The organism is Winogradskyella sp. A2 (genome assembly GCF_046762865.1).
Taxonomy (GTDB): Bacteria; Bacteroidota; Bacteroidia; order Flavobacteriales; family Flavobacteriaceae; genus Winogradskyella.
This window is the reverse complement of sequence record NZ_JBKQXM010000002.1, coordinates 183,269-209,421: the sequence shown is the minus strand read 5'-3', so window position 1 is coordinate 209,421 and position 26,153 is coordinate 183,269. Positions and strand designations below refer to the sequence as shown.

Annotated in this window: 27 protein-coding genes; 23 read left to right on the top strand and 4 right to left on the bottom strand. The window is 31.8% G+C overall.

Annotated elements, in window-relative coordinates; translation table 11 throughout:
• Positions 1-46: 46 nt before the first annotated feature.
• A complete protein-coding gene (locus ACFWV9_RS04105) occupies positions 47-226 on the bottom strand; it encodes a twin-arginine translocase TatA/TatE family subunit (RefSeq protein WP_411893970.1) in 180 nt (59 codons plus the stop codon).
• A gap of 113 nt (positions 227-339) precedes the next feature.
• Between ACFWV9_RS04105 and ACFWV9_RS04100 the strand changes: the two genes are divergently transcribed.
• From ACFWV9_RS04100 to ACFWV9_RS04025, 16 genes are all read left to right on the top strand, one after another.
• The gene (locus ACFWV9_RS04100) at positions 340-1,209 is read left to right on the top strand and encodes a M23 family metallopeptidase (protein ID WP_411893969.1); all 870 of its coding nucleotides are present in this window, start codon (positions 340-342) and stop codon (positions 1,207-1,209) included.
• Positions 1,209-2,711, top strand: coding sequence for a GH3 auxin-responsive promoter family protein (locus ACFWV9_RS04095; protein ID WP_411893968.1), 1,503 nt, complete (start codon positions 1,209-1,211; stop codon positions 2,709-2,711). The genes ACFWV9_RS04100 and ACFWV9_RS04095 overlap by 1 nt, the downstream gene beginning before the upstream one ends.
• A 26-nt stretch (positions 2,712-2,737) precedes the next feature.
• A complete protein-coding gene (locus ACFWV9_RS04090) occupies positions 2,738-4,426 on the top strand; it encodes a DUF6909 family protein (RefSeq protein ID WP_411893967.1) in 1,689 nt (562 codons plus the stop codon).
• 3 nt (positions 4,427-4,429) lie between these two features.
• Positions 4,430-5,482: a hypothetical protein gene (locus ACFWV9_RS04085; RefSeq protein WP_411893966.1), complete on the top strand. Its 1,053-nt coding sequence runs from the start codon at positions 4,430-4,432 to the stop codon at positions 5,480-5,482.
• Positions 5,475-6,533 carry a dTDP-glucose 4,6-dehydratase gene (gene rfbB / locus ACFWV9_RS04080; RefSeq protein WP_411893965.1) on the top strand — a complete coding sequence of 353 codons (1,059 nt, stop codon included), beginning with the start codon at positions 5,475-5,477 and terminating at the stop codon, positions 6,531-6,533. Before ACFWV9_RS04085 ends, rfbB begins: the two co-directional genes overlap by 8 nt.
• Positions 6,534-7,397, top strand: coding sequence for a glucose-1-phosphate thymidylyltransferase RfbA (gene rfbA, locus ACFWV9_RS04075; RefSeq protein ID WP_411893964.1), 864 nt, complete (start codon positions 6,534-6,536; stop codon positions 7,395-7,397). It abuts the gene before it with no gap.
• Position 7,398: 1 nt separating this feature from the next.
• Positions 7,399-7,947 carry a dTDP-4-dehydrorhamnose 3,5-epimerase gene (gene rfbC / locus ACFWV9_RS04070; protein WP_411893963.1) on the top strand — a complete coding sequence of 183 codons (549 nt, stop codon included), beginning with the start codon at positions 7,399-7,401 and terminating at the stop codon, positions 7,945-7,947.
• Entirely contained in the window at positions 7,941-8,801 is an 861-nt protein-coding gene (gene rfbD, locus ACFWV9_RS04065) for a dTDP-4-dehydrorhamnose reductase (protein ID WP_411893962.1), read from the top strand. The genes rfbC and rfbD overlap by 7 nt, the downstream gene beginning before the upstream one ends.
• Entirely contained in the window at positions 8,794-9,591 is a 798-nt protein-coding gene (gene cysQ, locus ACFWV9_RS04060) for a 3'(2'),5'-bisphosphate nucleotidase CysQ (RefSeq protein WP_411893961.1), read from the top strand. Before rfbD ends, cysQ begins: the two co-directional genes overlap by 8 nt.
• A 7-nt stretch (positions 9,592-9,598) precedes the next feature.
• On the top strand, positions 9,599-10,054 hold the full coding sequence (locus ACFWV9_RS04055) for a DUF2061 domain-containing protein (protein ID WP_411893960.1): 456 nt from the start codon (positions 9,599-9,601) through the stop codon (positions 10,052-10,054).
• 1 nt (position 10,055) lies between these two features.
• Entirely contained in the window at positions 10,056-10,658 is a 603-nt protein-coding gene (gene cysC, locus ACFWV9_RS04050; protein ID WP_411893959.1) for an adenylyl-sulfate kinase, read from the top strand.
• On the top strand, positions 10,651-11,556 hold the full coding sequence (gene cysD / locus ACFWV9_RS04045; RefSeq protein ID WP_411893958.1) for a sulfate adenylyltransferase subunit CysD: 906 nt from the start codon (positions 10,651-10,653) through the stop codon (positions 11,554-11,556). Before cysC ends, cysD begins: the two co-directional genes overlap by 8 nt.
• A 10-nt stretch (positions 11,557-11,566) precedes the next feature.
• A complete protein-coding gene (gene cysN / locus ACFWV9_RS04040; protein WP_411893957.1) occupies positions 11,567-12,820 on the top strand; it encodes a sulfate adenylyltransferase subunit CysN in 1,254 nt (417 codons plus the stop codon).
• A gap of 77 nt (positions 12,821-12,897) precedes the next feature.
• Positions 12,898-13,362, top strand: a complete 465-nt coding sequence (locus ACFWV9_RS04035) for a hypothetical protein (RefSeq protein ID WP_411893956.1) — start codon at positions 12,898-12,900, stop codon at positions 13,360-13,362.
• Between the two features lie 53 nt (positions 13,363-13,415).
• On the top strand, positions 13,416-14,729 hold the full coding sequence (locus ACFWV9_RS04030) for a flippase (RefSeq protein ID WP_411893955.1): 1,314 nt from the start codon (positions 13,416-13,418) through the stop codon (positions 14,727-14,729).
• A 17-nt stretch (positions 14,730-14,746) separates the two neighbouring features.
• Positions 14,747-15,655: a sulfotransferase domain-containing protein gene (locus ACFWV9_RS04025; RefSeq protein WP_411893954.1), complete on the top strand. Its 909-nt coding sequence runs from the start codon at positions 14,747-14,749 to the stop codon at positions 15,653-15,655.
• A gap of 6 nt (positions 15,656-15,661) precedes the next feature.
• On the opposite strand, the gene ACFWV9_RS04020 is transcribed toward ACFWV9_RS04025, so the two are convergent.
• Positions 15,662-16,303 carry a sulfotransferase family 2 domain-containing protein gene (locus tag ACFWV9_RS04020; protein ID WP_411893953.1) on the bottom strand — a complete coding sequence of 214 codons (642 nt, stop codon included), beginning with the start codon at positions 16,301-16,303 and terminating at the stop codon, positions 15,662-15,664.
• Positions 16,304-16,358: 55 nt separating this feature from the next.
• Here ACFWV9_RS04020 and ACFWV9_RS04015 point away from each other — a divergent pair, with 55 nt between their 5' ends.
• The 6 genes from ACFWV9_RS04015 to ACFWV9_RS03990 all read left to right on the top strand — a co-directional run bounded on the left by ACFWV9_RS04015 (position 16,359) and on the right by ACFWV9_RS03990 (position 23,256).
• Positions 16,359-17,600, top strand: a complete 1,242-nt coding sequence (locus tag ACFWV9_RS04015; protein WP_411893952.1) for an O-antigen ligase family protein — start codon at positions 16,359-16,361, stop codon at positions 17,598-17,600.
• Between the two features lie 11 nt (positions 17,601-17,611).
• A complete protein-coding gene (locus tag ACFWV9_RS04010; RefSeq protein ID WP_411893951.1) occupies positions 17,612-18,742 on the top strand; it encodes a glycosyltransferase family 4 protein in 1,131 nt (376 codons plus the stop codon).
• Positions 18,729-19,835: a DUF1972 domain-containing protein gene (locus ACFWV9_RS04005; protein ID WP_411893950.1), complete on the top strand. Its 1,107-nt coding sequence runs from the start codon at positions 18,729-18,731 to the stop codon at positions 19,833-19,835. Before ACFWV9_RS04010 ends, ACFWV9_RS04005 begins: the two co-directional genes overlap by 14 nt.
• 205 nt (positions 19,836-20,040) lie before the next feature.
• The gene (locus ACFWV9_RS04000) at positions 20,041-21,084 is read left to right on the top strand and encodes an O-antigen ligase family protein (protein ID WP_411893949.1); all 1,044 of its coding nucleotides are present in this window, start codon (positions 20,041-20,043) and stop codon (positions 21,082-21,084) included.
• A gap of 32 nt (positions 21,085-21,116) precedes the next feature.
• The gene (locus ACFWV9_RS03995; protein ID WP_411893948.1) at positions 21,117-22,472 is read left to right on the top strand and encodes an undecaprenyl-phosphate glucose phosphotransferase; all 1,356 of its coding nucleotides are present in this window, start codon (positions 21,117-21,119) and stop codon (positions 22,470-22,472) included.
• Between the two features lie 10 nt (positions 22,473-22,482).
• Positions 22,483-23,256: a glycosyltransferase family 2 protein gene (locus ACFWV9_RS03990; protein ID WP_411893947.1), complete on the top strand. Its 774-nt coding sequence runs from the start codon at positions 22,483-22,485 to the stop codon at positions 23,254-23,256.
• On the opposite strand, the gene ACFWV9_RS03985 is transcribed toward ACFWV9_RS03990, so the two are convergent.
• Entirely contained in the window at positions 23,240-24,553 is a 1,314-nt protein-coding gene (locus ACFWV9_RS03985; protein ID WP_411893946.1) for a phenylacetate--CoA ligase family protein, read from the bottom strand. The genes ACFWV9_RS03990 and ACFWV9_RS03985 overlap by 17 nt on opposite strands.
• A gap of 85 nt (positions 24,554-24,638) precedes the next feature.
• On the opposite strand from ACFWV9_RS03985, the gene purD reads away from it, so the two are divergent.
• Entirely contained in the window at positions 24,639-25,910 is a 1,272-nt protein-coding gene (gene purD / locus ACFWV9_RS03980; RefSeq protein ID WP_411893945.1) for a phosphoribosylamine--glycine ligase, read from the top strand.
• On the opposite strand, the gene ACFWV9_RS03975 is transcribed toward purD, so the two are convergent.
• Positions 25,905-26,132 carry a DUF6341 family protein gene (locus ACFWV9_RS03975; RefSeq protein WP_411893944.1) on the bottom strand — a complete coding sequence of 76 codons (228 nt, stop codon included), beginning with the start codon at positions 26,130-26,132 and terminating at the stop codon, positions 25,905-25,907. The genes purD and ACFWV9_RS03975 overlap by 6 nt on opposite strands.
• Positions 26,133-26,153 lie beyond the last annotated feature (21 nt).

Sequence of the window (26,153 nt, the reverse complement as noted above, 5' to 3'; positions counted from 1 at the left end):
AAAAAGGCCAGCTATTTAAGCTGGCCTTTTTTATAGGGTTTATTATTTACTCTTTATCCTCGTTTGCAGATTCATCTTTGCTGGCATCCTTAAACTCTTTCAGTCCACTACCAAGCCCTCTCATTAATTCAGGAATTTTCCTCCCACCAAATAGGATTAAAATTACTACTGCTATTAATACCACTTGTGGCCACCCAATAGCTAAAGGTATTGTAACAAAACTCATAATTCTTAATTTAGGCTACAAAGTTAATAATTAAACTTAAATAACTACGTTGTTTGGCTAACTTTAGCACATAATAACAATGAGATTTCAGTATTTTAACTAATTTTGTTTTGATGGCAAAAAAGAAAAAAAAAGAAAAGAAAATAGCCAAAAAATTACTTCATCAGTACCGTTTGGTGGTTTTAAATGAAGATACTTTTGAAGAACGCTTTGCCATTAAACTTACAAGGCTAAATGTGTTTGTTTTAACTTCTATTTCAGCCATTTTATTGGTGTTCTTCACTACCTTGCTTATTGCTTTTACACCTCTAAGAGAATATATTCCCGGTTATTCTTCGGCTAGATTAAAGAAAGAAGCGTCACTATTAAATTATAAAACAGATTCACTTGTAAGAGAGCTTGAGCTAAACAAACAATATTACTCCTCCATTAGAAAAGTATTAACTGGCGATATTGCATCAGTCAATTTTAATAGAGACTCTATAATGGAGCTTGCTAAGAACGACTTGGATTATTTAGAAGTAGCAAAGAACAAAGAAGATTCAATATTAAGGGCAAAAGTAGAAAAGGAAGATAAATATAATTTATTCGAAACTTCCATTGACCCTTCTAATTTTGTACTATTTCCACCAGTAAATGGCACCATTTCAGAGAGCTATAATATTAAGGAAAAACATTATGCTGTAGATGTTGTGGTTGCAATGAACACACCTGTTAAAGCGGTTGCAGATGGTACTGTGATATTTGCAGAATGGACAGTAGAAACGGGTTATGTTGTTATTATGGAGCACAATCAAGAGTTAATTTCAGTATATAAGCACAATTCTGCGATTACCAAATCTCAAGGTGATTTAATTAAGGCTGGTGAAGTAATTGCCATGTCTGGTAACACAGGAGAATTAAGTACAGGGCCACACTTACATTTTGAATTGTGGAGTAAGGGCTATCCGGTTAATCCTACTAATTTTATTGATTTTCAGTAATGTTTTCTATAAAAGAAAAACTATCCAAACCATTTGCCAGTCTTGTTGCAAAGCGCATTGAAAAATGGGCGAGTAACCCCGAAAAGACACAAAATAAAGTTTTACGAAACCTCATTAAAATAGGTAAAAGCACAGCTTTTGGAAAGGATCACAACTTTGACAAAATAAATACATATAAGGAGTTTCAATCAAACGTTCCAATAAGAGAATATGAAGATATAAGACCATATGTAGATAGGGTTGTGGATGGAGAAGAAAATGTTCTTTGGAAGGGAAAACCCTTGTATTTTGCAAAAACATCTGGCACCACTTCGGGTGCTAAATATATCCCTATTACTAAGGAAAGCATGCCAACTCATGTTAATGCGGCAAGGAATGCCATTTTAATGTATATCCACGAAACAGGTAATACCAAGTTTGTTGATGGTAAAATGATATTCTTGCAAGGAAGTCCAATACTGCAAGAAAAGAACGGAATTAAATTAGGGAGGCTTTCAGGAATTGTAGCCCATTATGTCCCGAAATATTTACAGAAAAACAGAATGCCTTCATTAAAAACCAATTGCATCGAGGACTGGGAAACAAAGGTTGAAGCTATTGTTGATGAAACTATAAATGAAGACATGACGATTATTTCGGGTATTCCTTCCTGGGTACAGATGTATTTTGAAAGACTTATCGATAAAACGGATATGAAAGTTGGAGAGATATTCAAAAATTTTAATCTTTTTATTTTTGGAGGTGTCAATTATGAGCCCTATAGAGCTAAGTTTGAAAATTTAATAGGGCGAAAAGTTGATAGTATAGAATTGTATCCAGCCAGTGAAGGTTTTTTTGCGTTTCAAGACAAACAGTCTGAAAAAGGAATGCTATTGCAATTAGATTCGGGCATTTTTTATGAATTTGTTGAAGCCGACAAGTTTTTTCATGAAAACCCTGAAAGAATTACGATTAAAGATGTAAAACTTGGAGTTAATTATGTCATGATTATTTCTACCACGGCCGGATTATGGGCTTATAATATCGGAGACACAGTTCAGTTTACAACATTAAAACCATATCGCGTTATAGTTAGCGGTAGAATTAAACACTTTATATCGGCATTTGGTGAACATGTCATTGGTAAAGAAGTTGAACAGGCACTTAAAGAAGCAACAGAAAACACCAATATTTCAGTTAATGAGTTTACTGTGGCACCACAAATAAACCCAGATAAGGGGCTGCCTTATCATGAGTGGTTTATAGAATTTGAGAATCCACCTGAAGACGAGTTAAAATTTATTGAAGCTTTAGACAATTCATTACAACAACAAAACAGCTATTATTACGATTTAATTGTGGGTAAAGTATTGAAACCATTAAGGGTAACTAAGTTAAAAAAAGATGGTTTTCAATCCTACATGAAGTCTATCGGTAAGCTTGGAGGACAAAATAAAATCCCTAGACTTTCTAATGATCGTAAAATAGCAAACAAACTATATGAGCTTCAATTGACTAAATAAGCTATATTTGCAGGTTAAATTAAGTAATGAGTAATAACAAAAACCATAAAAGAACGAGAGCTCAAGAAAGTTCTAATGCGATTGAGCGCATGTACATTACTATGCGCCATTTATTCAATAGAGGATTTTACAAGCCAATGGGCGTTTCTGGTGAGACGCTAAGAGAGGCCTTGCTACTGTTAAGACCTGAAATTTATGGGTCAATAGCTGACGAAAAGGCTGAACTTGAAGGTCTTTTGTATGTTATAGACCGATTACCTCAAGGAATTGAAGAATGCTCGTTTATCAACTTAACAAGTGACGAAGGCTATGCTAATTCACATTTTAAACCAATAATCCCTGAAAAGAGAAGAAGAAATTGTTATCGTATTGATAATGAACAAATGAATATTGAGATTACCAGAGGACGATCTGAAATATATGATATACTTACACACTTAACTTTTTTATTTGTAGAATCACATAAAATAAGTAAGCGAGTGATGATAAATGAAAGGGGTGATACGGTTAGAGATTGGGACAAGTTAGAAAAAGCAGTTAAATCCAATAAGAAGCTTTCTCAAAAGGAGCGAGAAATTGCCATTACTCATACAGCCAATATCTTGGGCAGAACTTTTAACGAATTAACAGTGGCTTATCCTAAATTTGCAATAGATGGTCAACCCGAAAGGTTTTTACACATTATTTATTGGCTGGGTAAACTAGCAATTGAAGAAAAAATTAATAATAATAAAAGAACGATAACGTTTAGCCCAGTATTAAGAGAGCGACTGGGGCATCATATACATGGTGAAATTTGGGCAGATGAGATAAAAAGGACGTTAAGTCAAAACAACTTGTTAGAAAGGCCAATTCATATCATTAGTGCCAATATGCACAGTGTAATGAATTCATTATTTACTTCAGCAACACTTAAGGGCGCAGAAAGCAAAAAAGATATTTATGATGTCTATAAATCATTGAGTGACGTCAAAAATCAAAAAGTGCGTGATAAAGTCGAAAAAATGGCCATAGATAATGGTATGATTTATATCAAGGATTCATCCGGAACAAATATCGATGTACAAATTTTTGACACAGATAAAATAGATTTTTCAAAAATAAATTTTAGTTATCTTGAAAAAGAAAAACAAAATAAAGCTGTTATTTTTGTGATGGATTACGCATTTGGAGAACAAGCATATGAAACTCTGGATGAATTACTGAAACCAATAAAAGTAAATGGAAAGAATGTACATTTAAATGTGCAATCTATTTCAATCATGGGTAAAGCAGGAATTTTAGATGGCGGCAAAGGCGATGTTATGATTCCTTCAGCACATATTTTTGAAGGGACAGCAGATAATTATCCGTTTAAAAATGAACTAACTAAAAACGATTTAGTAGATTGCGGCGTTGATGTGTATGAGGGGACAATGATTACGGTTTTAGGTACGTCATTACAAAACAAAGAGATATTGAAATTTTTCAAAAACTCTACATGGAATGTGATTGGCTTGGAAATGGAGGGCGCGCACTACCAGAAAGCTGTTCAGGCAGCATCTAAAGTAAGGGGCAACATAAATGAGGGTGTTAAAGTGAGATATGCTTATTATGCGAGTGATAACCCTTTAGAAACAGGAAGTACTTTAGCTTCTGGCGGTTTAGGAGCATCAGGTGTAAAGCCAACATATGTAATTACAAATAAAATTTTAGAACAAATATTTAATTCATAGAATATGAGTGAGAATTTACCACAGAATTCACAAAACGAAGAAGTGGACTTAGGCCAGCTTTTTAATGCAATAGGCAGGCTTTTTGAAAAGCTATTTTCTTTCATTGGAAAAACCTTAAAAGGAATATTTAAGGCTTTAATCTACACGTTAAAACCTATCGTAAATAACTTTAAAATTATCACCATAATTTTATTTACCGCTGCTATATTGGGTTTTATAACAGAAAAATTCTCCGACCCTACATATGTTTCAGATATGCTGGTTAGGCCATATTTTGACTCAAAATATCAATTGGCAAATAATGTGGATTATTTTAACGCATTAATTGATGCAGAGAATTTCCAAGAATTATCACAGATATTTGAAATTGATACAATTAACGCCAGTCATCTTCAGGGTTTTGAAATGGAAATCGGACCGGAAACAGAAAATGATTTATTGCAACAATATGATAATTATATAAAAACAATTGATAGTACACTAGCTTCAGATGTGACCTATGAGGAATTCATTGATAACAGAGATATTTTAGCTGCTTCTATTTTTTCAATAAAGGCAACGTCAAGCACTCATGATATATTTCCAAGTCTTGAACAGGGTTTTGTAAAAACTTTTGAAAACGATTATTCAAAAAAGTTAAAGAGAATTAGAGATTCGACAGTTTTAATTAGAAAATCCTATCACCAAATAGAACTTAGACGTGTAGACAGCCTGCAAAAGGTTTACTTAAATATTTTAGAAAAGGAATCGGACAAAGACCAGCTGTCTTTGAGTGAAGGTGGATTATTTCCAATTACTCAAGAAAGATCAATAACTAGAGAATATGAACTTTTTCAAGAAGAATTAAAGGTAAGAAGCGCAATAAGAAGCTTGGATGAAAGACTAATCGAGGAGAGTGATTTTTACGACATACTTTCAGGATTTGAAGAAGTTGGAACAGAAGATACCGATATTTATAAAAAATACTCTATTATATTTCCTCTTACAGTATTTGCCCTCATGATTATTACCTTTTTATTGTTTAGAACTTTTCACTTCATCAAAAAGTATGAATAATTACAGAAAGAAAATATTAATTACTGGAGGTGCTGGTTTTATTGGGTCACATGTAGTAAGATTATTTGTAGAAAAATACCCAAAATATCAAATTTATAACCTTGATGCTTTAACGTACGCTGGAAATTTGGAAAACCTCAAAGATTTAGAAGAACGGCCAAATTATAACTTTATTAAAGGAGATATTAACGATGAAAAATTTATTATTAATATTTTTAGTAGGCATGAATTTGATGGCGTCATTCATTTAGCAGCAGAATCGCATGTAGATAGATCTATTACAGATCCATTGGCATTTGTACGAACTAACGTTTTGGGAACCATGAATCTTTTAAATGCATTTAAAAACACATGGGACAACGATTATGAAGATAAATTATTTTACCATATAAGTACAGATGAAGTTTATGGTTCTTTGGGAGAGTCGGGTTTGTTTACAGAAACCACATCTTACGATCCAAACTCACCTTATTCGGCGTCTAAAGCAAGCTCAGATCATTTTGTAAGAGCATATGGAGAAACCTATGGATTACCCTATGTTATTTCAAACTGCTCAAATAATTATGGGCCTAATCAATTTCCAGAGAAACTGATTCCGTTGTTTATTAATAATATATTAAATAACAAACCATTACCGGTTTATGGAGATGGCAATTATACTCGAGACTGGTTATATGTTTTAGATCACGCGAGAGCAATAGACCTGATTTACCATAAAGGAAAAAACAAGGAAACCTACAATATTGGAGGATTCAATGAATGGAAAAATATCGATTTGGTAAAATTACTTTGTGAACAAATGGATGAAAAAATTAATAGAGAAAAAGAGTCTTCCGAAAAGCTAATTACATATGTTAAGGATCGTCCTGGGCATGATTTAAGATATGCAATAGATGCTTCTAAAATAAAAATTGAATTAGGATGGGAACCATCGGTTACTTTTGAAGAAGGCCTATCCAAAACAATAGATTGGTATTTATCCAATGAAGACTGGCTAATGAATGTAACTTCTGGAGATTACCAAAAATATTATCTAAAGCAGTATAGTTAAATGAAGGGAATTATACTTGCAGGTGGATCAGGAACCAGATTACACCCCTTGACACTGGCTGTAAGTAAGCAATTAATGCCTATTTACGATAAACCAATGATTTATTATCCACTATCTACTTTAATGTGGTCTGGAATAAAAGATATTTTAATTATTTCAACGCCTCATGATTTACCCCTGTTTGAACATCTTTTAGGAGATGGTAAAAAGTTTGGGTGCAATTTTGAATATGCCGTTCAAGAGGCACCAAATGGATTGGCCGAAGCTTTTATTATTGGAGAAAAATTTATAGGAAATGATAAAGTCGCATTAATATTGGGGGATAATATTTTTTATGGAACGGGATTAGCAAAATTATTAGAAGATAACAACAATCCGGACGGAGGTGTTATATACGCCTATCATGTGCATGATCCAGAACGTTATGGAGTTGTTGAATTTGATAGTTTGGGAAAAGTTATTTCATTGGAAGAAAAACCTAGCTTACCAAAATCAAATTTCGCAGTTCCAGGGATATATTTTTACGATAATTCTGTTGTGGAAATTGCAAAAAACATTGAGCCAAGCCCTAGAGGAGAATTAGAAATTACAGATGTAAATAAAGAATATCTCAAACAGGGCAAATTAAAAGTAAGTGTATTGGATAAAGGTACCGCTTGGCTGGATACAGGTACTTTCAATTCGCTCATGCAAGCCTCGCAGTTTGTTCAAGTAATAGAAGAAAGACAAGGTCTAAAAATTGGAGCCATTGAAGAGGTTGCATACAAGATGGGCTATATCAATAAAGAACAACTGAACAAATTGATACAGCCTCTTATTAAAAGTGGATATGGGAAACATTTATTAAGCATTTTAGAACATTAAAATGATCATAACAGAAACAAAACTTAAAGGCTGCTTTATAATACAACCAAAAGTTTTTCAAGATAAAAGAGGGTATTTTTTCGAAAGTTTCAACCAACAACAGTTCAATAGATTTACAAATACGAGTACCAACTTTGTACAGGACAACGAATCGTTTTCGTCTAAAGGTGTGCTTAGGGGTCTTCATTTTCAATTAGGAGAATATGCTCAAGCTAAATTGGTGAGAGTAGTGAAGGGAAAAGTGCTTGACGTAGCAGTTGATATTCGAGAAAATTCCAATACATTAGGAAAATATGTGGCTGTTGAACTATCCGATGAAAACAGAAAACAGTTATTTGTTCCAAGAGGATTTGCACATGGTTTTATTGTATTAAGTGAGACGGCTATATTTTCCTATAAATGCGACAATTATTATAACAAGGGGTCTGAAGGAGGTATTATCTATAATGATCCAGTATTGAATATAGATTGGCAATTATCCTCAAATGATTTTTCATTATCTGAAAAAGACCTACTTTTGCCAAAATTTGACAACGCAAGACTATGGTAAATGTATTGGTAACTGGTGCCAATGGTCAATTGGCTAGCAGTATTAAAGATCTTGAAAGTCAATATGACAATCTGAATTTCATATATACGGATTATTTGGAGCTAGACATTACAGATAAAAAAGCTATACAGGTTTTTTTCAATAGTTTTCCCAATATAAATTATTGTATTAATTGTGCTGCTTACACCGCCGTAGATAAGGCAGAAGAAGAAAGAGAACGAGCAGAAAAAATAAATGCTATTGGGGCTAAAAATTTAGCAGAGATCTGTAAAAATGAAAATACAACGATAATTCATATTTCTACGGATTTTGTTTTCGAAGGAACAAACGCTAAAGCTTACAAAGAGACTGATTTGGCAAAACCAATTAGCGTGTATGGTTCCACAAAGCTGGAAGGAGAACTTCATATTGCAAGAATTAGCCCTAAGTACTTTATTTTAAGAACATCGTGGCTTTATTCAGAATACGGTAAAAACTTCATGAAAACTATGTTAAGTTTGGCTAATTACAAGGAAGAACTAGACATTGTTACCGACCAAATTGGAACACCTACATATGCAACAGATTTAGCTTCTGTAATATTTAAAATAGTAACTACAAATAATACAGATTATGGCATTTATCATTATAGTAATGAAGGAGTGGCAAGCTGGTATGATTTCGCAAAGGCAATTTTTGAAATAAGTAATACAAAGATTAAAGTTTATGCCATCACCACTGAGGCCTACCCAACACCTGCAAAACGTCCACATTTTAGCATTTTAGATAAAACCAAAATCAAAAATATATTAAAAATAGATGTCCCTTACTGGAGGGATAGCCTTAAAATCGCAATATCAAAATATAATGAATAAAAATAATCTTCACATAGCCATAGAGGCCTCATTGAATGCTGGAAAAGCTATAATGGATGTTTATGACTCAATAATTGAAGTGGAATATAAAGATGACAAATCGCCTTTAACGGAAGCGGACAAAAGGGCTAACGACATTATAATTTCATTTCTGAAACCAACAGAGATTCCAATAATAAGCGAGGAAAACAAACAAATAGAATACGCTGAAAGAAAAAATTGGGACAAATGCTGGATTGTAGATCCCGTTGATGGCACCAAAGAATTTATTAAAAGAAATGGGGAGTTTACAGTGAATATAGCTTTAGTCAAAGACGGCGTTCCGGAACTTGGGGTAATATACGTACCTGCATTAAGGACAATATATTTTGCCGACGTAAAAGAAAAATCTGCATTTAAATCGTCAATTAGTACTCATGATACTTCAATAAAAGAGGTTTTGAAAATATCAAAACCAATAAAACCAAAAAAACAATCATCATCGGTAGAAGTTGTCGGAAGTAGATCTCACATGAGTCAAGAAACTCTTGATTTTGTCGAAAAAATTAAATCCACAGGCAAAGAGGTAGAAATTGTTTCAAAAGGGAGCTCATTAAAGTTTTGTATTGTAGCTGAGGGCAAAGCGGATATTTATCCTAGATTTGCACCTACGATGGAATGGGATACTGCAGCAGGCCAAGCAATTTGTAACGCTGTTGGCCTAGATGTAATTTCGAAGAAAACAGATAAGCCCTTAATGTATAATAAAGAAAATTTATTAAATCCCTGGTTCATAGTTTCCAAGGAATAAAACTAGAATGTCAACCTACAAAAAAGAGTCACATATTAGAAGCCTTCTAAAAGGTATTTCTTGGAGAATAATTGCTACGGCAGACACTATTTTCATTGTGCTTCTCATTACTTGCCTCAAAGGCCAGTGTAGCATAGATCACGCAATAAAAATAGGCTTAATTGAATTTGCATTAAAGCTCTTAGTTTATTATGTACACGAACGTATTTGGCAAAGAGCGTTGAGTGATGGTGTTGTAACCAAAAGAGAAACTCTTTTTAAAACAATTTCGTGGCGTGTTATTGCAACAACGATGACATTTTTGATATCTGGAGCAGTCTTAAATGCTTATGATGAAATTGCACTATATATTGCCCTTACGGAATTATTCACGAAATTTGTGCTTTACTATTTACACGAAAGGCTTTGGCTTAAAATACCTTTGGGTAAAATAAGAAATTACCTTCTTGGAAAAAAGAAATGATATGTCAGATAACATTGTTGAACATAATTACAATATATCACGTGAAGATAGAATCAAAAACAACAATCATAAGTCGCTTTTGCTTTGGTTTACGGGTCTATCGGGTTCAGGTAAATCTACCATAGCAAATTTGGTTGAACATGCATTGTTTAATAAGGGGGTTAAAACCTACTCTTTAGACGGAGACAATATTAGAAAAGGAATCAACAATGATCTTACCTTTTCAGCTGAAGATAGGACAGAGAATATAAGGCGTATCGCAGAAGTTGCAAACCTAATGTTAGACGCGGGATTGGTAGTATTGGCAGCATTTGTTTCCCCGTATAAAAAAGATAGAGAGAACATTAGAACTATCGTTAAAGATGTTAACTTTGTCGAAATTTATATCAATACCAGTCTTGAAGAGTGTGAGCGTAGAGATGTTAAAGGACTTTACAAGAAGGCGAGGCGAGGCGAGATAAAGAATATGACTGGAATTTCAGCGCCATATGAGGCGCCTGAAAATCCTGAATTAGAAATAAATACTGAAAAAGAAAATATTGAAGATTCTGTAAAAAGAATTGTTGATTTTATAAAACCTAAACTAAATCTCAAAAATGAGTAAGTATTATTTAAATTATTTGGATGAATTAGAAAGCGAAGCGATTTTTGTCCTTAGAGAGGTATGGGCTCAATTTGACAATCCTGTAATTTTGTTTTCAGGAGGTAAGGATTCAATAGTAGTTGCACATTTGGCAAAAAAAGCATTTCATCCTTCAAAGATTCCGTTCCCACTTATGCATGTTGATACAGGGCATAATTTTCCCGAAACAATAAAGTTTAGAGATGATACTATTAAAGAGCTAGGGGTTCAGCTTATCGTAGGATTAGTGCAAGAATCAATTGATCAAGGAAGGGTTGCTGAAGAAAAAGGAAAAAATGCAACTAGAAATGCATTGCAGATTACAACACTTTTAGATGCTATAGAATATAACAAAATTGATTGTGCAATAGGCGGAGGGAGAAGAGATGAAGAAAAGGCTCGCGCAAAAGAACGATTTTTTTCACACAGAGATGATTTTGGACAATGGGATCCTAAAAATCAACGTCCAGAGCTTTGGAATATATTTAATGGAAAACATTTTGAGGGTGAACATTTTAGGGCATTTCCAATTAGTAATTGGACTGAAATGGATGTTTGGAATTATATAAAAAGAGAGAGCATCGCTATTCCATCGCTTTATTTTGCTCATGAAAGAGAAGTGGTGTGGCGTCAAGATAGTTGGATTCCAAATTCTGAATATTTAGTTTTAGAAGACCACGAAGAAATTGTAACAAAAAAAATACGATTTAGAACCCTTGGTGATATTACAATTACAGGAGGTATTGAATCTGATGCAGACACTTTAGAAAAAATTGCCGATGAAGTTTCGGGAATGAGAAAGACTGAACGCGGAAATCGTAGTGATGATAAACGTTCGGAATCAGCAATGGAAGATAGAAAACGCCAAGGATATTTTTAAATAAAACTACATGTTAGATAACAATCAATTATTAAGATTTACTACTGCGGGTAGTGTAGACGATGGAAAAAGCACTTTAATAGGGCGTTTATTATACGATTCAAAATCTATTTTTGAAGACCAATTACAAGCCATAGAAAACACTAGTAAAAGAAAGGGACATGACGGTGTGGACCTTGCTCTTTTCACCGATGGTTTAAGAGACGAAAGAGAACAAGGAATTACTATTGATGTAGCATACAGGTATTTTACTACACCAAAACGAAAGTTTATTATTGCTGATACTCCAGGTCATATCCAGTACACTAGAAATATGGTTACCGGTGCTTCTACAGCAAATGCGGCAATAATATTGGTAGATGCTAGGCACGGAGTAATTGAACAAACCAAAAGACATTCGTTCATTGCGTCTTTATTGCAGATTCCACACGTTATTGTATGTATCAATAAAATGGACCTAGTGGATTATGCAGAGGAAGCTTACAATAAGGTAATAGATCAGTTTGAAGAGTTTTCTTCTAAAATGCTCGTAAAAGATGTTAGATTTATACCTATTAGTGCATTGAATGGGGATAATGTTGTAAACCGTTCTGAAAATATGGAATGGTATCAAGGGGCTCCGTTACTACACACCTTAGAAACAATGCATATTAGTAGTGATATTAATAAAGTAGATACAAGGTTTCCTGTACAAACGGTGCTAAGGCCACAGAGTGATGAGTATAGAGACTATAGAGGGTATGCAGGAAGAGTGGCTAGTGGGATTGTGCGCGTAGGTGATGAAGTAACCGCCTTACCTTCAGGTTTTACATCTAAAATTAAAACAATAGACACCTTTGATAATTCTTTAGAGGAAGCATATGCTCCTATGTCCGTTTCTATAACACTTGAAGATGACATTGATATTGGAAGAGGAGATATGATTGTAAGAACAAAAAACCAACCGGAAACATCGCAGGATATTGAAGTAATGTTATGCTGGTTACACAACAATCCTGCTAAACCTAGAGCAAAGTATACTATTAAGCATACTTCAAATGATCAAAAAGCCATGATTAAGGAAGTAATTTACAAGTACGATATCAATACTTTAGATAGGAATAGGGAAGATAAGGAATTGAAAATGAACGATATATCCAAGGTAAAGATTAGAACGACAAAACCAGTCATGGTTGATCCTTATAGAGAGAATAGAACCACCGGAAGTATTATTTTAATAGATGATACTACAAACGAAACTGTAGCCGCAGGAATGATAGTATAATTAAAAATTTCAACATTAGAGAATTGAGAATTAAGTATGCAATTTTAATAATATGGGTATTGACAACTATTAGTTGTGTGGGAAATAATCAACAAACAAATTCCGAACAAAAGAAATCTAAAAGTCTCAAAATACATTTTATTTTTAGAACAAATAAGGCTGATGAATTTAAGATAATGATGAATAACATAGAGGTTGATGAATTGCAAAAAAAACAGATTCATATATCTGAAAATGTTGAACCATCCAGTAACGATGATTATATCGTTGCTAATTTTGACCCTGACAATATATCCAAGCAAATCGTTATTCAATTAGGTAGTAAAATTGAAAAAGAAGTTATAATTAACGGTATTTTAATTTCTTTTGGAGATAAAACAGTTAATTTAAATAGTCCAGAAGATTTTAACAAACACTTAGTGTTTAATAAATTTATTGAAAGAGACTCTACTAGTAACAAACTTATTACCAAGCGAATTGAAGGAAAACTCAACCCTACTATTAGATTAAAAAATAGTCTTATAAATCAATTGCAGAGATAGTGATATAGTTTTTAATTTTTCTTACATTAGAAACTAATTATATCCCAAAAAAAATGACCTTCAAAACGTCTCGATTTAAACATATTCTTGGTGATTCTGATTTTAAGGAAATATTAAGCAAAGGTCTTTCTTATATATTAATTAGAGGTTTTGGAATTGTAATAAGTTATGCTTTTACAGCCTATATCACGAAAAATTTTGGGGCTTCTATTTTCGGTTTGTTTTCAATTGCAATTTCAATTTTTATGATTGCAAGCGTTGTAGGTCGCCTAGGAGTCGATATCCATCTAGTTAAGTTTTTTTCAGTTAAGGATAATTTAAATGACACAGGCCTTTTCTATAAGACATTACTTAAATCTTTTTTTATTTCTGGGCTAATCAGCATAGTAATTTACCTTCTTAGGTTTCAAATTGCTAACGAATTGTTTAAAGTTCCCAAACCAGAGGTTATCCCTTATTTGAATTGGATTTTGTTAAGCATTCCTTTTTGGTCGATCACCTTGATTAGTTCTAGTGTTTCAAGAGCTCAAAAGAACATCAAGTGGTTTTCGTTTATAAGTCTGGTGAGCCGATTCTTATTTAGCTTTATTGTGTTGTTAGTTTTAGTAAGCTTTACATCAGATCCTATTATTGTAGCTAAAGCTCATTTTTGTGGCATAGCAATTACGTCTGTGCTTTCGATTATCCATACCGCAAATGGCCTTAAGACAATTTCAATTAAATCCAAAACGAACTCTTGGACTTTTTTAAAAGATTCACTGCCAATGATGCTTTCGTCTTCAATATTAATTTTTTTAGGATGGATGGATACATTTGTAATGGGTGTTTTTGAATCGGAGAGCAATGTTGGAATTTATAATGTATGCATAAAAGTAGCCACAATCACAAGTTTTACTTTGCTTGCTATTAATTCAATTCTGGCTCCAAAAATCGCTAAAAGTTATGCCGAAAAAGACGAAGACAATTATAAAAAACTTATTCGTTTTTCAACCAAATTAAATTTTTTGGTTAGCTCATTTGTTCTCTTGGGAATTTTAGTTTTTAACAAGTTTTTATTGTCTATTTTTGGGGAGGAATTTATAGCTGGTCAAATCATATTATTCATCTTATGTGCGGGTCAAATTGTTAATTCTTTTGCAGGTTCCGTTGGAATTATTTTACAAATGATAGGTAAACAAAGGGTGTATCAAAACTTTGTAATTACTGCACTAATAATTAATCTAATATTGACGATTATTTTAACACCCATTTATGGAGGGATAGGAGCCGCGATAGCAACCGTTGTAAGTATGGCCTTTTGGAATTTGGGATGTGTGATATATCTTAAAACCAAATTGCAAATTATTTCATATTATAATCCGTTTTAGCTCGTATTTGAATGAAAATGAAAAACAACATCATAGATTTTTTTTTAGTTGGGGCGGCCAGATGTGGTACAACTTCCCTATATAATCTTCTAAAAAATTGTGAAGGTATATTTCTACCTAGTGTAAAAGAGCCTAACTTTTTTTCAGATGTACATTCTCCAAAAGCAGAAGATTATAAAACACCAGTTAAAGGTGAAAAACACCACGCAAAAATTATTAATGATATTGATGTGTATAATGATTTATACATTGATGCTTCAGAAAACCAATTAAAAGGAGATACTTCTCCTTCATACATTTGGGACACAAATGTTGCTCAAAAGTTATTCTTACATAATCCGAAAGCAAAAATAATTATTAGCTTAAGGCATCCAGTAGATAGAGCTTATAGTCATTATATTATGAACTATTATACTGGTGTTGATAATAAAAAATCATTCGAATTGGCATTAGAAGCTCCTAAAAATCCTGTTTGGGGCAGTTGTAATGAATATCTAAAAATGGGGTTGTATTATAATCAAGTTAAAGCCTATTATGATGTTTTTCCTGAAGATCAAATCAAAGTTCTAATTTATGAAGATTGGACAAATAATTTAGAATCAGAAATAATGAGTTTGATTAATTTTTTAGGCACAGAAGTTTCAGATTCCGTTTTTAATGACACTGTTGAGAGTAATAAAATAAAACCTGTCAAGAAAAAGGCTATTCTGAATTTTCTCAGGCAAAACAAAATAAAAGGTGTTATAAAGAATGTAGTGAGTCAAGAACGAATAGATACTTTAAAAGCGTATTTTTTTAACGATAATTCTAAAGAAATAGAAAAGCTTAATCCAGTGCTAAAACAACGTTTGAATTTGAAATTTGAAGATGACATACAAAAATTAAGTAAACTAACTGGGATTAATTTTAAAGAAAAATGGATTTGATAGTTGCTACTCAGGAAACTTATAATTAAACTTTTCAATTTCCCATTTATAGCGTTTAAAAACGAGTTCTTTTGATTTTTCAGAATAATAATCTGGAACATTTTTTTTCCTCTTCCTAATGTTTTTTTTGATTACTTTAAATTCGGGCGGTAAGTCAATATCTAGTGTTTTAAACAGTTTAGGTATTTCTTCGTTAAAATGTTCTAGACATATAATTTTATCTACAAGAATATTACCCTGTGCATCACTTATGTAATTTTTAAGAGAATAAGTACCATACATTCTCCATCGATCATAGTTTTTACCTCCACCGCCTTTTCCCATAGTTTTCGTAGATTTAAGCCATAAACCAAAAGGTGGTTTAATTGGCCACTTTCTAAAAATCATTTCATATAATGACACTAATCTATTAAAAGGGTTTCTTACACATACAATTTTGAAATAAGCATCAAAATTATAACCCATTTCACCAAATTTCTCTTTAACCTCTAAAGGACTGATATGTGAATAAAAAGGAGTTTGCTCGGTAACTTCTCTAAATGGAACATCTAAAACATCTGAGTAAGGCGTTAACATTTCCCTTAAACTTTCAGAACCAGTTTTGGGGTTGCTAAAAAATATAAACTTATTTTTGTGAGAAATTCTCATGGATTCAAAAAAATTAACTTAAGGGTCTCAAAGATATTAATAAAAAAAATAGAAAATGCCTCAGTTAATTCTTAAAGCAGGATTATTACTTTTATTATTCGTTTTGTCTTTTTACTCAATTGAATTATCATTTGTGGTCTCGGTTTTGGTATTATTAATATCTATCACAAAATCCATTTCTTTTAACATACTTATATCGTCCCTGTTGCTTTTATGTATTGTTTTTATAGGAATAGTCTCGAGCTACGAATTAAAACACCCATTTTATGAATTTCTTAAGGACAATATTTACTTTTTTAGACCAGTAACTGTATTAACAGCAACTTATTTTTCTGTTAAAAGAATAAAGTCCCAAAATTTTGTTTTCAATGCTCTCGTTTTTGTAGCATTATTATTTGCTGTTAATCATTTATATAAAATAATAATTAATATTAATAATATAGACTCTTATATTTATTTAAGAAACTTAGGAGGCAAACAAAATCACATAGAGGCAATAGCCCTCGTATTTCTTTTTTTCACCCCATACGTCACTTTATTTAGTAGGTATAGAAAGCTAATCATTTTTGTCTTATTAGCTTCCTTTGTACTTTATTTATCAAGGACTATGTTTATAATTTTATTTATATACTTTTTGGGGTACAAAGGATATTTATTTTTGAATAAGCGATTCGTTAAAGCCATTTTTATTTTTGCTTTTGTCGGGGCGATGTTTGGATTTATAGTTACAAATATTGAAACCAACAGAGATTCAAAAGGGCTAAAAGCATTTATATATAAAACCCAGAATAGTCTTACAGAGTTATTTGAACCAATTGATGCCGAAAATATTTTAAAAGACAGAAGGGCGCTATGGGAGCACTGGAGAGCTTATGAAGCAGTCAAAGCAATTGATCAAGTTAATAGCAATGGATTCAAAGCCTGGGTTATCGGTATGGGATTTGGCTCTCAGATTGAGTTAGATACTTATGTAAATTTAGATGGTAAAAAGTTTACCAAGGTACCTTCAATTCACAATGGATTTATTAATATTTTATTTAAAACAGGAGTTTTGGGCTTGGTGTGCTATGTTTTTTTTATTTTTCACATATTTGCTATCCATCAAAAGATTTTAAATGAAGATAAGAACATTTCCCTTATGCATAAACTCATCATTGCGTCAAGTTTATATATACTCGTCAACAGTTTTGTTATTAATGGTATTTTTAGACCTGGAGAATTTTCTATTTTTTTGTACGGTGCTTTAGTTGCTTCAAAATATAAATTTAAAAATAATATAATACCATTCAGTTATTAAAAAATAAATTGATGCCTGTAAGATTACTAGTAGACGCACATACATTTGACGAAAATCATCAAGGAATAAGAACTTTTTTAAAGGGGATTTATAGCACTGTCACAATTAATAATTCAAATAATTTAGAGATTTACCTTGCTGCAAATAATATCGATAATTTAAAAAAAGAATTTAAAGACCAGTCAAATTTTAAGTTTATTAAATTAAAATATAGAAATAAATATATCAGGTTGCTCTATGAACTTCCTAAAATCATAACCATGTATAGGTTTGACTATATACATTTTAATTATTATTTACCTTTTTTTTTGAATAAAAAATGTAAATATATAGTTACAATTCACGATGTACTCTTTATTGACTTTCCAAGATATTTTCCAATTAAGTATAGAATAATAAATAGTTTTTTATTTAAAAGATCGGCTCAAAAAGCCGATATTTTAACTACCGTGTCAAAGTATTCTGCAGACAGAATTAAGAAAAATTTTAATTTGGGAAATAAAAAAATAACTGTTTTACCGAATGCAATAGGTGACAATTTTAAAGCTTTACGTAATAAAAGTGATGATAAGGATTATATTAAGGAGAAATATGGTATTGATGAATTCATTATTTACGTGAGTAGAATTGAACCAAGAAAAAATCATTTTAGACTGATTAAGGCTTATCAAAAACTAAAACTTTGGCAAAATAATATTTGTTTGGTTTTAATTGGCAAAAAAAGTTTTAAGGATGACAGATTGGATCATTTAATTGAGAAGGTTAATTTTGAATCGAAAGGAAGTGTTCTTGAGTTCAATAACGTTTCTAACGAAGATTTAGTTGTTTTTTATAATGCAGCAAAACTTGCCGTTTTCCCTTCTCTTTGTGAAGGGTTTGGTATTCCACCAATAGAGAGTGGAGCTTTACAAACCCCAACAATTTGTTCTAATTCTTCTGCAATGAAAGATTTTAGTTTTTTTGAGGATAACTTGTTCGACGCAAGAAATGAGGAAACAATAAAAACAAAGATTAAAGAATCAATTAATAAAGAACACGCCCCCGTTTTTTTAAAAAAAATCTCAGATGAAATCAGAAAGAAATACAACTGGGAAAATACAGCAAACGGTTTGATAAATTTAGTTTTGAATGACAAGGGATAAATTGAAAATAGCAATTCTTGGAACTAGAGGTATTCCCAATTATCATGGAGGATTTGAACAATTTGTTGAGTTCTTTTCTGTTTTTCTTGTTCAAAATAAGCACGAGGTTTTTGTTTATAACTCCAGTAATCATCCCTACCAAAAAAAGCAGTTTAATGGGGTTAATATTGTTCATTGTTTTGACCCTGAAGATAAAATAGGTACAGCCGGACAGTTTATATACGACTTTAATTGTATCCTAGACTCTAGAAAAAGAGATTTTGATATCATACTTCAGTTAGGTTATACTAGTAGCACAATTTGGCACAGGATATTACCTAAAAAGCCAATTATTATAACCAATATGGATGGCTTGGAGTGGAAACGATCCAAGTATTCAAAAAAAGTTCAAAGATTTCTTAAATATGCTGAGCGTCTTGGTGTAAAATATAGTGATTTTCTTATTTCAGACTCTATTGGAATACAGAGCTATTTAAAAAACAGTTATAAAATAGAGTCTAAATACATTGCTTATGGGGCAGAACAATTTAATACACCAAATTCTAATTGCTTGAGTTCATTTGATTTAAAGCCATTTTCGTATAATATGTTAATAGCTAGATTAGAACCCGAGAATAATATTGAGTTTATATTGGATGGGGTGAAACTTGCCAATGACGATGTTCCGTTTGTGGTTGTTGGTAAATATGACGTGAATAAATTTGGGAAATATTTAAAGGAAAAATTTAAGGACCAGAAGAATATAAATTTCGTAGGGGGAATTTATGATTTAAATATTTTAAATAATTTGAGGTATTACTCTAATCTTTATTTTCATGGTCACTCAGTTGGAGGAACTAACCCTTCTCTACTTGAGGCAATGGCGTCAAAGACATTAATAATTGCCAATGAGAACGAGTTTAATAAATCTATTTTAAAGGATAATGCTTATTATTTTTCTTCAGCATTGGACGTTAAAAAACACCTCCTAACCCTATCTAAAAAGGATGAATATGATAAGGTAGATAATTGCTATAAAGAAATTGAACTGAAATATAACTGGGAAATAATCAATAAAAAGTACTTAGACTATTTTTATGAATGTACTAAGTAAAATAGTTAATATCATTAATCACAACGACTTTTTAACTTATCTTTTAGCGATAACAGTTTCCACAATCCTTGTTGGGTATGCAACAAGTAGTATATTCTTGGCTATTTTCTTTTTTTTTGTGTTAAGATATAATATACACAAGCCAACAAAAGTAATTTTAAATCCAACATTAATTTTAAATGTAAGTTTTTATTGTTTTTGCGCAATGACTTATTTTTGGTCTGTTGATAAAGGTTATACTATCAAGGGTTTAGGAAGGCTTTCTGTCTTTTTGGTAGTTCCAATTGCTATGAGTATTTTACCAAATATGACCCAGCGTTCATTTAAAATAATATTAAATTGTTTTACTATATCAAATTTAATATTGGGTCTGTTCTTCTTGGCTACAGCAAGTCATAATTATATAAACATAAAATCCTTATCAGTCTTCACCTACCATGACCTAGTACAGACTCTTGATTTAAATGCAATTTATGTTTCTGTATTTTACTTTATAAGTTATTTCTTTCTTTTAACTAAAATCAAAAAAACCAAATTCGATTTTCTTGGGCTATTGTTTTTGGCAATTCTGATTATGTTGCTTTCATCTAAAACAGTTATAGCTACATTCATAGTTTGCAACCTTTTATATTTTTTATTATTTATTGGATTTGGCAAATTAAAATCAATCAAAGGCATCAGTTTGCTTTTAATACTTCTAATGATGTTTTTTTTTACTTCTAAGAAAATTTTAGAGCGTATTGTTGTTGAGAAAACATCTAATGTTGAGGAGGTTTGGAAAAGGGAAAAGTTTAATAGAATTTATCCATGGACCGGAACATCAATTAGGATACTTCAATTAAGAAATTTAAGAGATCAAATAAAAGAAGATAATATTTTTTGGAAAGGTTTTGGCCTATTCAGTTCTAGAGAAAATTTAAAACAAAGACATTTAACATTTAACACATATTATGGATACCATAGTTATAATTATCATAATATGTACGCTCAGGCCTTGTCTGAACTGGGAATAATTGGCTTATTAATTCTTTTGGGCATTCTATTTTTTGGTTTTAAAAAAGCAATGAGCGTAAGTTCCTTTTTTATGTTTACTTTTTATTTTATTATGTTTACGGTTTTTATAACAGAATCATTTTTATGGGTTCATAGGGGAGTTTTTTTGTTTGTAATATTTAATACGTTATTTTTCAAAGTGAAGTTTCAAAAATCGAATCAAGGAGAAAATAAAAATTTGCATAAAACACTCTAACAAAACAAGAATTATAAAAACAAGGCCACAATTTGAGTCTATTTAATCACGGAAGATATTCAGGGTTTTTAAGACCTATTTCATACCTATTAGATTTAATTATAATTAATCTAGTTGGGTTGTTTTATTTACATATAGAAAGAGATCCTTTTATATTTATTGCTTTTGTGTCTATCGGGTGGATAATTCTATCAATTTATTCAAAGTTTTATGAAGTATATCGATATACAAGACCTATAAACATTTTGGCTTTAATCGTAAAACAATTAATATTATACCTACTATTTGTTTTTGCATTTTCTGGACTTTATCATGAATTTAAAATTTATCCCAGGCCAATTGTTAAGTATACTCTTTTGTGCTTTGCACTAATAACAATTGTAAAGCTCACTATTTATTATTTATTGCAGCGCTATCGAATCTCTTTTGGAGGAAACTATAGAAAAACGGTAATAATTGGATTTAATAAAAAAACTCTTGCCCTAGAGAATTTTTTCAATAAGAAACAAGAATATGGTTATTCTCACCAAAAAACCTTTGATTTTAAAAGAAACCAAAATTTAATAAACGAGTGTTTTCAATATATCTTAGATCAAGGAATTGATGAGATTTATTGCTCCATTTCGGAATTGACAAATGACCAAATTGCGGACATAGTGGATTTCGCCGATAATAATTTAAAAATATTAAAATTTATTCCAGACAGTAAAGAAATTTATTCTAAAAGGCTGAAGTATGAATATTATGACTATATACCAATACTAACCCTTAGAACAATTCCTTTAGAGGATCATTTTAATATGATTATAAAACGTGGTTTTGATATAATATTTTCCAGTATAGTTGTAGTTTTTATTTTATCATGGCTAACTCCGCTAATTGCTATTTTAATAAAGTTAGAATCAAAAGGCCCTGTTTTTTTTAAACAATCTCGAAATGGATTTAATTATAAAGAATTTGATTGTTATAAGTTTCGCTCTATGACTCCGAACAAGGTTGCTAATTTACATCAAGCCACAAGAGGGGACCAGCGTGTAACCAAGGTTGGAAAATTTATTAGAAAAACCAGTATTGATGAGTTGCCTCAGTTTTTCAATGTATTATTTGGGGATATGTCAGTAGTTGGCCCAAGACCACATATGGTGAGCCACACAAACATGTATGCCAAAAAAATAGATAAATTTATGGTGAGACATTTTGTAAAACCGGGAATTACGGGTCTAGCACAAACCAGTGGGTTTAGAGGTGAAGTAGAAACGGACAAAGATATCATTGGGCGCGTTCGATATGATATTTTTTACATAGAAAACTGGTCTCTGTTATTAGATATTAAAATCATATTTCAAACTTTTATTAATGCGGTAAAAGGTGATGATAAAGCATATTAATACAATTATTATGCAACCATTAGTGTCTATAGTAACCCCAATATTTAATAGCGAAAAGGTAATTGGGGAAACAATTCAAAGTGTATTGAACCAATCTTATACCAACTGGGAATTACTCCTTGTTAATGATGCATCAATTGACAAATCAGGCATAGTAGCTAATGAGTTCCTAGCCCAAGACACTAGAATTAAATTATTCGAATTTTCAGAAAATAAAGGTGCCTCAGAAGCTAGAAACTATGGATCTAAAATGGCAAAAGGTGATTATATAGCTTTTTTAGATGCAGATGATCTTTGGCACATGACCAAACTAGAAGTTCAAATAAAAATGTTAATTGATAAAGACATAGATGTCTGTTTTGGAAGTTATGAAATGATCAATTCTGAAAGTAAATCTCTTAACATAAAAGTGACCGCATTATCTATTTTAACTCACAGAAAGTTACTTCGAGCAAATTACATCGGTAATTTAACAGGTATATATAATTGTAAAAGACTTGGAAAAATATTTACTAAAGATTTAAAAAAAAGGCAAGATTGGTTGTTGTGGATTGAGGCCCTAAGAAGAAGCGAGAGACCTGCCGTTGGTATTTCGGATACTATTGCATATTACCGTAAATCTGAAAATTCACTTTCTTCTAATAAAATGGAACTAATAAAACACAATTTCAATGTTTACAGAAAAGGATTGGAATTCAATTTCGTCAAGTCCTGTTTTTATTTGATGCTATTTTTCTACGAACACTTCTTAGTAAAAAGTAAGCTTATTAAAAAGTTAACCTAGATATAAATTGTTTTAGTTTACCAGACTTTGGGCGTTTTAGTTTGTCTTTTTTTTCAAAAGCAATGTGGAGATTTGGCTCGAGATAGCGCTCTATTTCTGTTGATATTAATTTTTCCTTTTCATTTGAGAGCTTGGACTTACTAACATATTTTATTTTAAAATGATCTAATGCTAATTGTTCAATAATGAATTCCGAAACATTTCCGTCATTCTCAATAACACTTTTTGTGATATAGTAAAAGGTCAAACCCGCTGCTTTTTTGCCACTTGGTAACAAAATTATATCATTTGTTCTTCCCGTAAGTTTTTCTAAATAGGGATGTCTTTTACAGCTTTCAGCAGATAAACACCCTACATCACCTATATCATATCTTATAAAAGGATGTGCTTTGTTATATAACGATGTAATTACTATACGGCCTTCAGTACCCTTTGGAACAATCTTACCATTGAGGTCAACAATTTCAATAAAAAGAGTATCAGAATTAATAATCCATTTGCCATCTGGATTTTCAAAAGCAATCAAATCCAATTCAGAAGCTCCATACTCGTTGACAACAGGTACGCCAAATTGCGTCTCCATCAGTGTCTTATCTTGATCAAAAAGCATTTCAGATGTAACTATACAAACACTTAAACTTGGACAATAATCCTTCAGTACAACATCTTTTCTTTTTAAAAATTTTGCAAATTGAACAATTGGGCTGGTATACCCATTGATAAAGTCAAAAGAAGTTGTTTTAAACTTGTTTAGTGTTTTCTCAAACGAACTGTCACTTAAATCAAAAACTGAGAATCGATATCTATTACTAAAGAAATCTTTGATACGCTCCTTTAAGTAGCCTTTTTTATCTAAAGGAATACCGTAGAATCTTGCTTGTTTTGAGGTATTAAAATCTATATTATACCAAGAAAACCTATCCATAATTTGCGACCAAGTCATGGCATGGCACCACTTATCTTTAGCAAATATGAAAGGGTCTCCAGAACTTCCAGATGTTTTGTTTAAATAAATATTTTTAGGCGTAAATCCTTTTGAAAGTCGCCTCTCAATAGGTTGTTGTAAATGACGTTTGGTCATAATAGGAACAGTCTCCCAATCTTCAATATTTACATCCTTTGCAAATGATTTGTAAAATGCATTATTTTCTAAATGATATGAAAGTATTTCACGTTTTTGACTTTCTATATAATTAAGATAATCTTTGTCGGATTTGTTTTGAATTTTTGCTAAGACTTTCCTGGCCTTGTCAATTTCAAAACCATTCAATTTAAGCGAAATGTCAAATAATCTCAAACGATTAATAGGTATTTAAGGTTTATGTAAATTAATTGTTTTTTAATCTTAAAACCAATTATTTTTGCCCAAACAAAAATTCAGTATGAATATTTTAGTACTTGGTTCAGGCGGAAGAGAGCACACATTTGCATGGAAAATAGCTCAGAGTGATCATTGCAATAAATTATTTGTGGCACCAGGAAATTCTGGGACATCAGCAATAGCTACAAATTTAAATGTTGGGGTGACAGATTTCGAAGCCATAAAGATGGCTGTATTAGACCATAATATTAATTTGATGGTGGTTGGGCCAGAAGATCCATTAGTGCAAGGTATTCACGATTTCTTTTTAAATGATGTCGAGTTAAAACATGTCAGTGTGATTGGACCTCAAAAAGATGCAGCAGAATTGGAGGGCAGTAAAGAATTTGCCAAAGAATTTATGATGAGACATAATATACCCACCGCTGCATACCAAAGTTTTACAAAGGATAATGTAGTAGAAGGTTATAAATTCTTAGAGACTTTGAATCCTCCTTATGTTTTAAAAGCTGACGGTTTAGCTGCAGGCAAAGGTGTTTTAATTCTAAAAGATTTAGATGAGGCAAAATTAGAACTAAAGAAAATGCTTGTTGATGCTAAATTTGGTACAGCAAGCGCTAAAGTGGTAATTGAAGAATTTCTAGATGGGATAGAATTGAGTTGTTTTGTACTTACTGATGGGAAAAACTATAAAATACTTCCAACGGCAAAGGATTATAAGCGCATAGGTGAAGGAGATACCGGTTTAAACACCGGCGGAATGGGAGCCGTTTCACCTGTACCATTTGCAACAAAAGACTTTCTGGGTAAAATAGAAGATAGAATTGTAAAACCTACTGTTGAAGGATTGGCTAAAGACAACCTCCCTTACAAAGGATTTATTTTCATTGGCTTAATAAAAGTAGGAGATGAACCAAAAGTTATTGAGTATAATGTGAGAATGGGTGATCCGGAGACAGAAGTTGTGTTGCCAAGGTTAAAGACAGATTTGGTTAAGATATTCGACGCGATTTCAAAGCAGACCCTTTCAGATATTGAATTAGAAATTGACGAAAGAGCGGCAACAACCGTAATGTTAGTATCTGGTGGATATCCTGAAGCCTACGAAAAAGGTAAAGAAATTTTTGGTCTAGAAAATGTAAAAGACTCAATAGTCTTTCATGCAGGAGCAAAAGAACAAGAAGGAAAGATTGTAACTTCTGGAGGTAGAGTTATGGCAGTAACATCATATGGAAACACTTATCAAGAAGCAATAAAAAAATCTTACCAAAGCATAAACCATTTATGTTTTGATAAGATGAATTATCGTAAGGATATTGGATTTGACTTATAGATAAGAGTGTGCAGTAACACTTTTATCTTCCTCATTGTTTCCATTATATTTTGCTAATTGCATCATCCAATAAACAAATGCAACCAATCCAATTAGTGTAAATATCCAAGATACTATGTTTGCAGAAAACCAGCTTTCTAGCTCTAAGGCTCTAAGAGCATCAAATGGAGCAAATAGTACATTGACAAATAAATCTTCTATTCCGTAAAAGAAATCCTTCATAACTTTTTAAATTTACCAAGC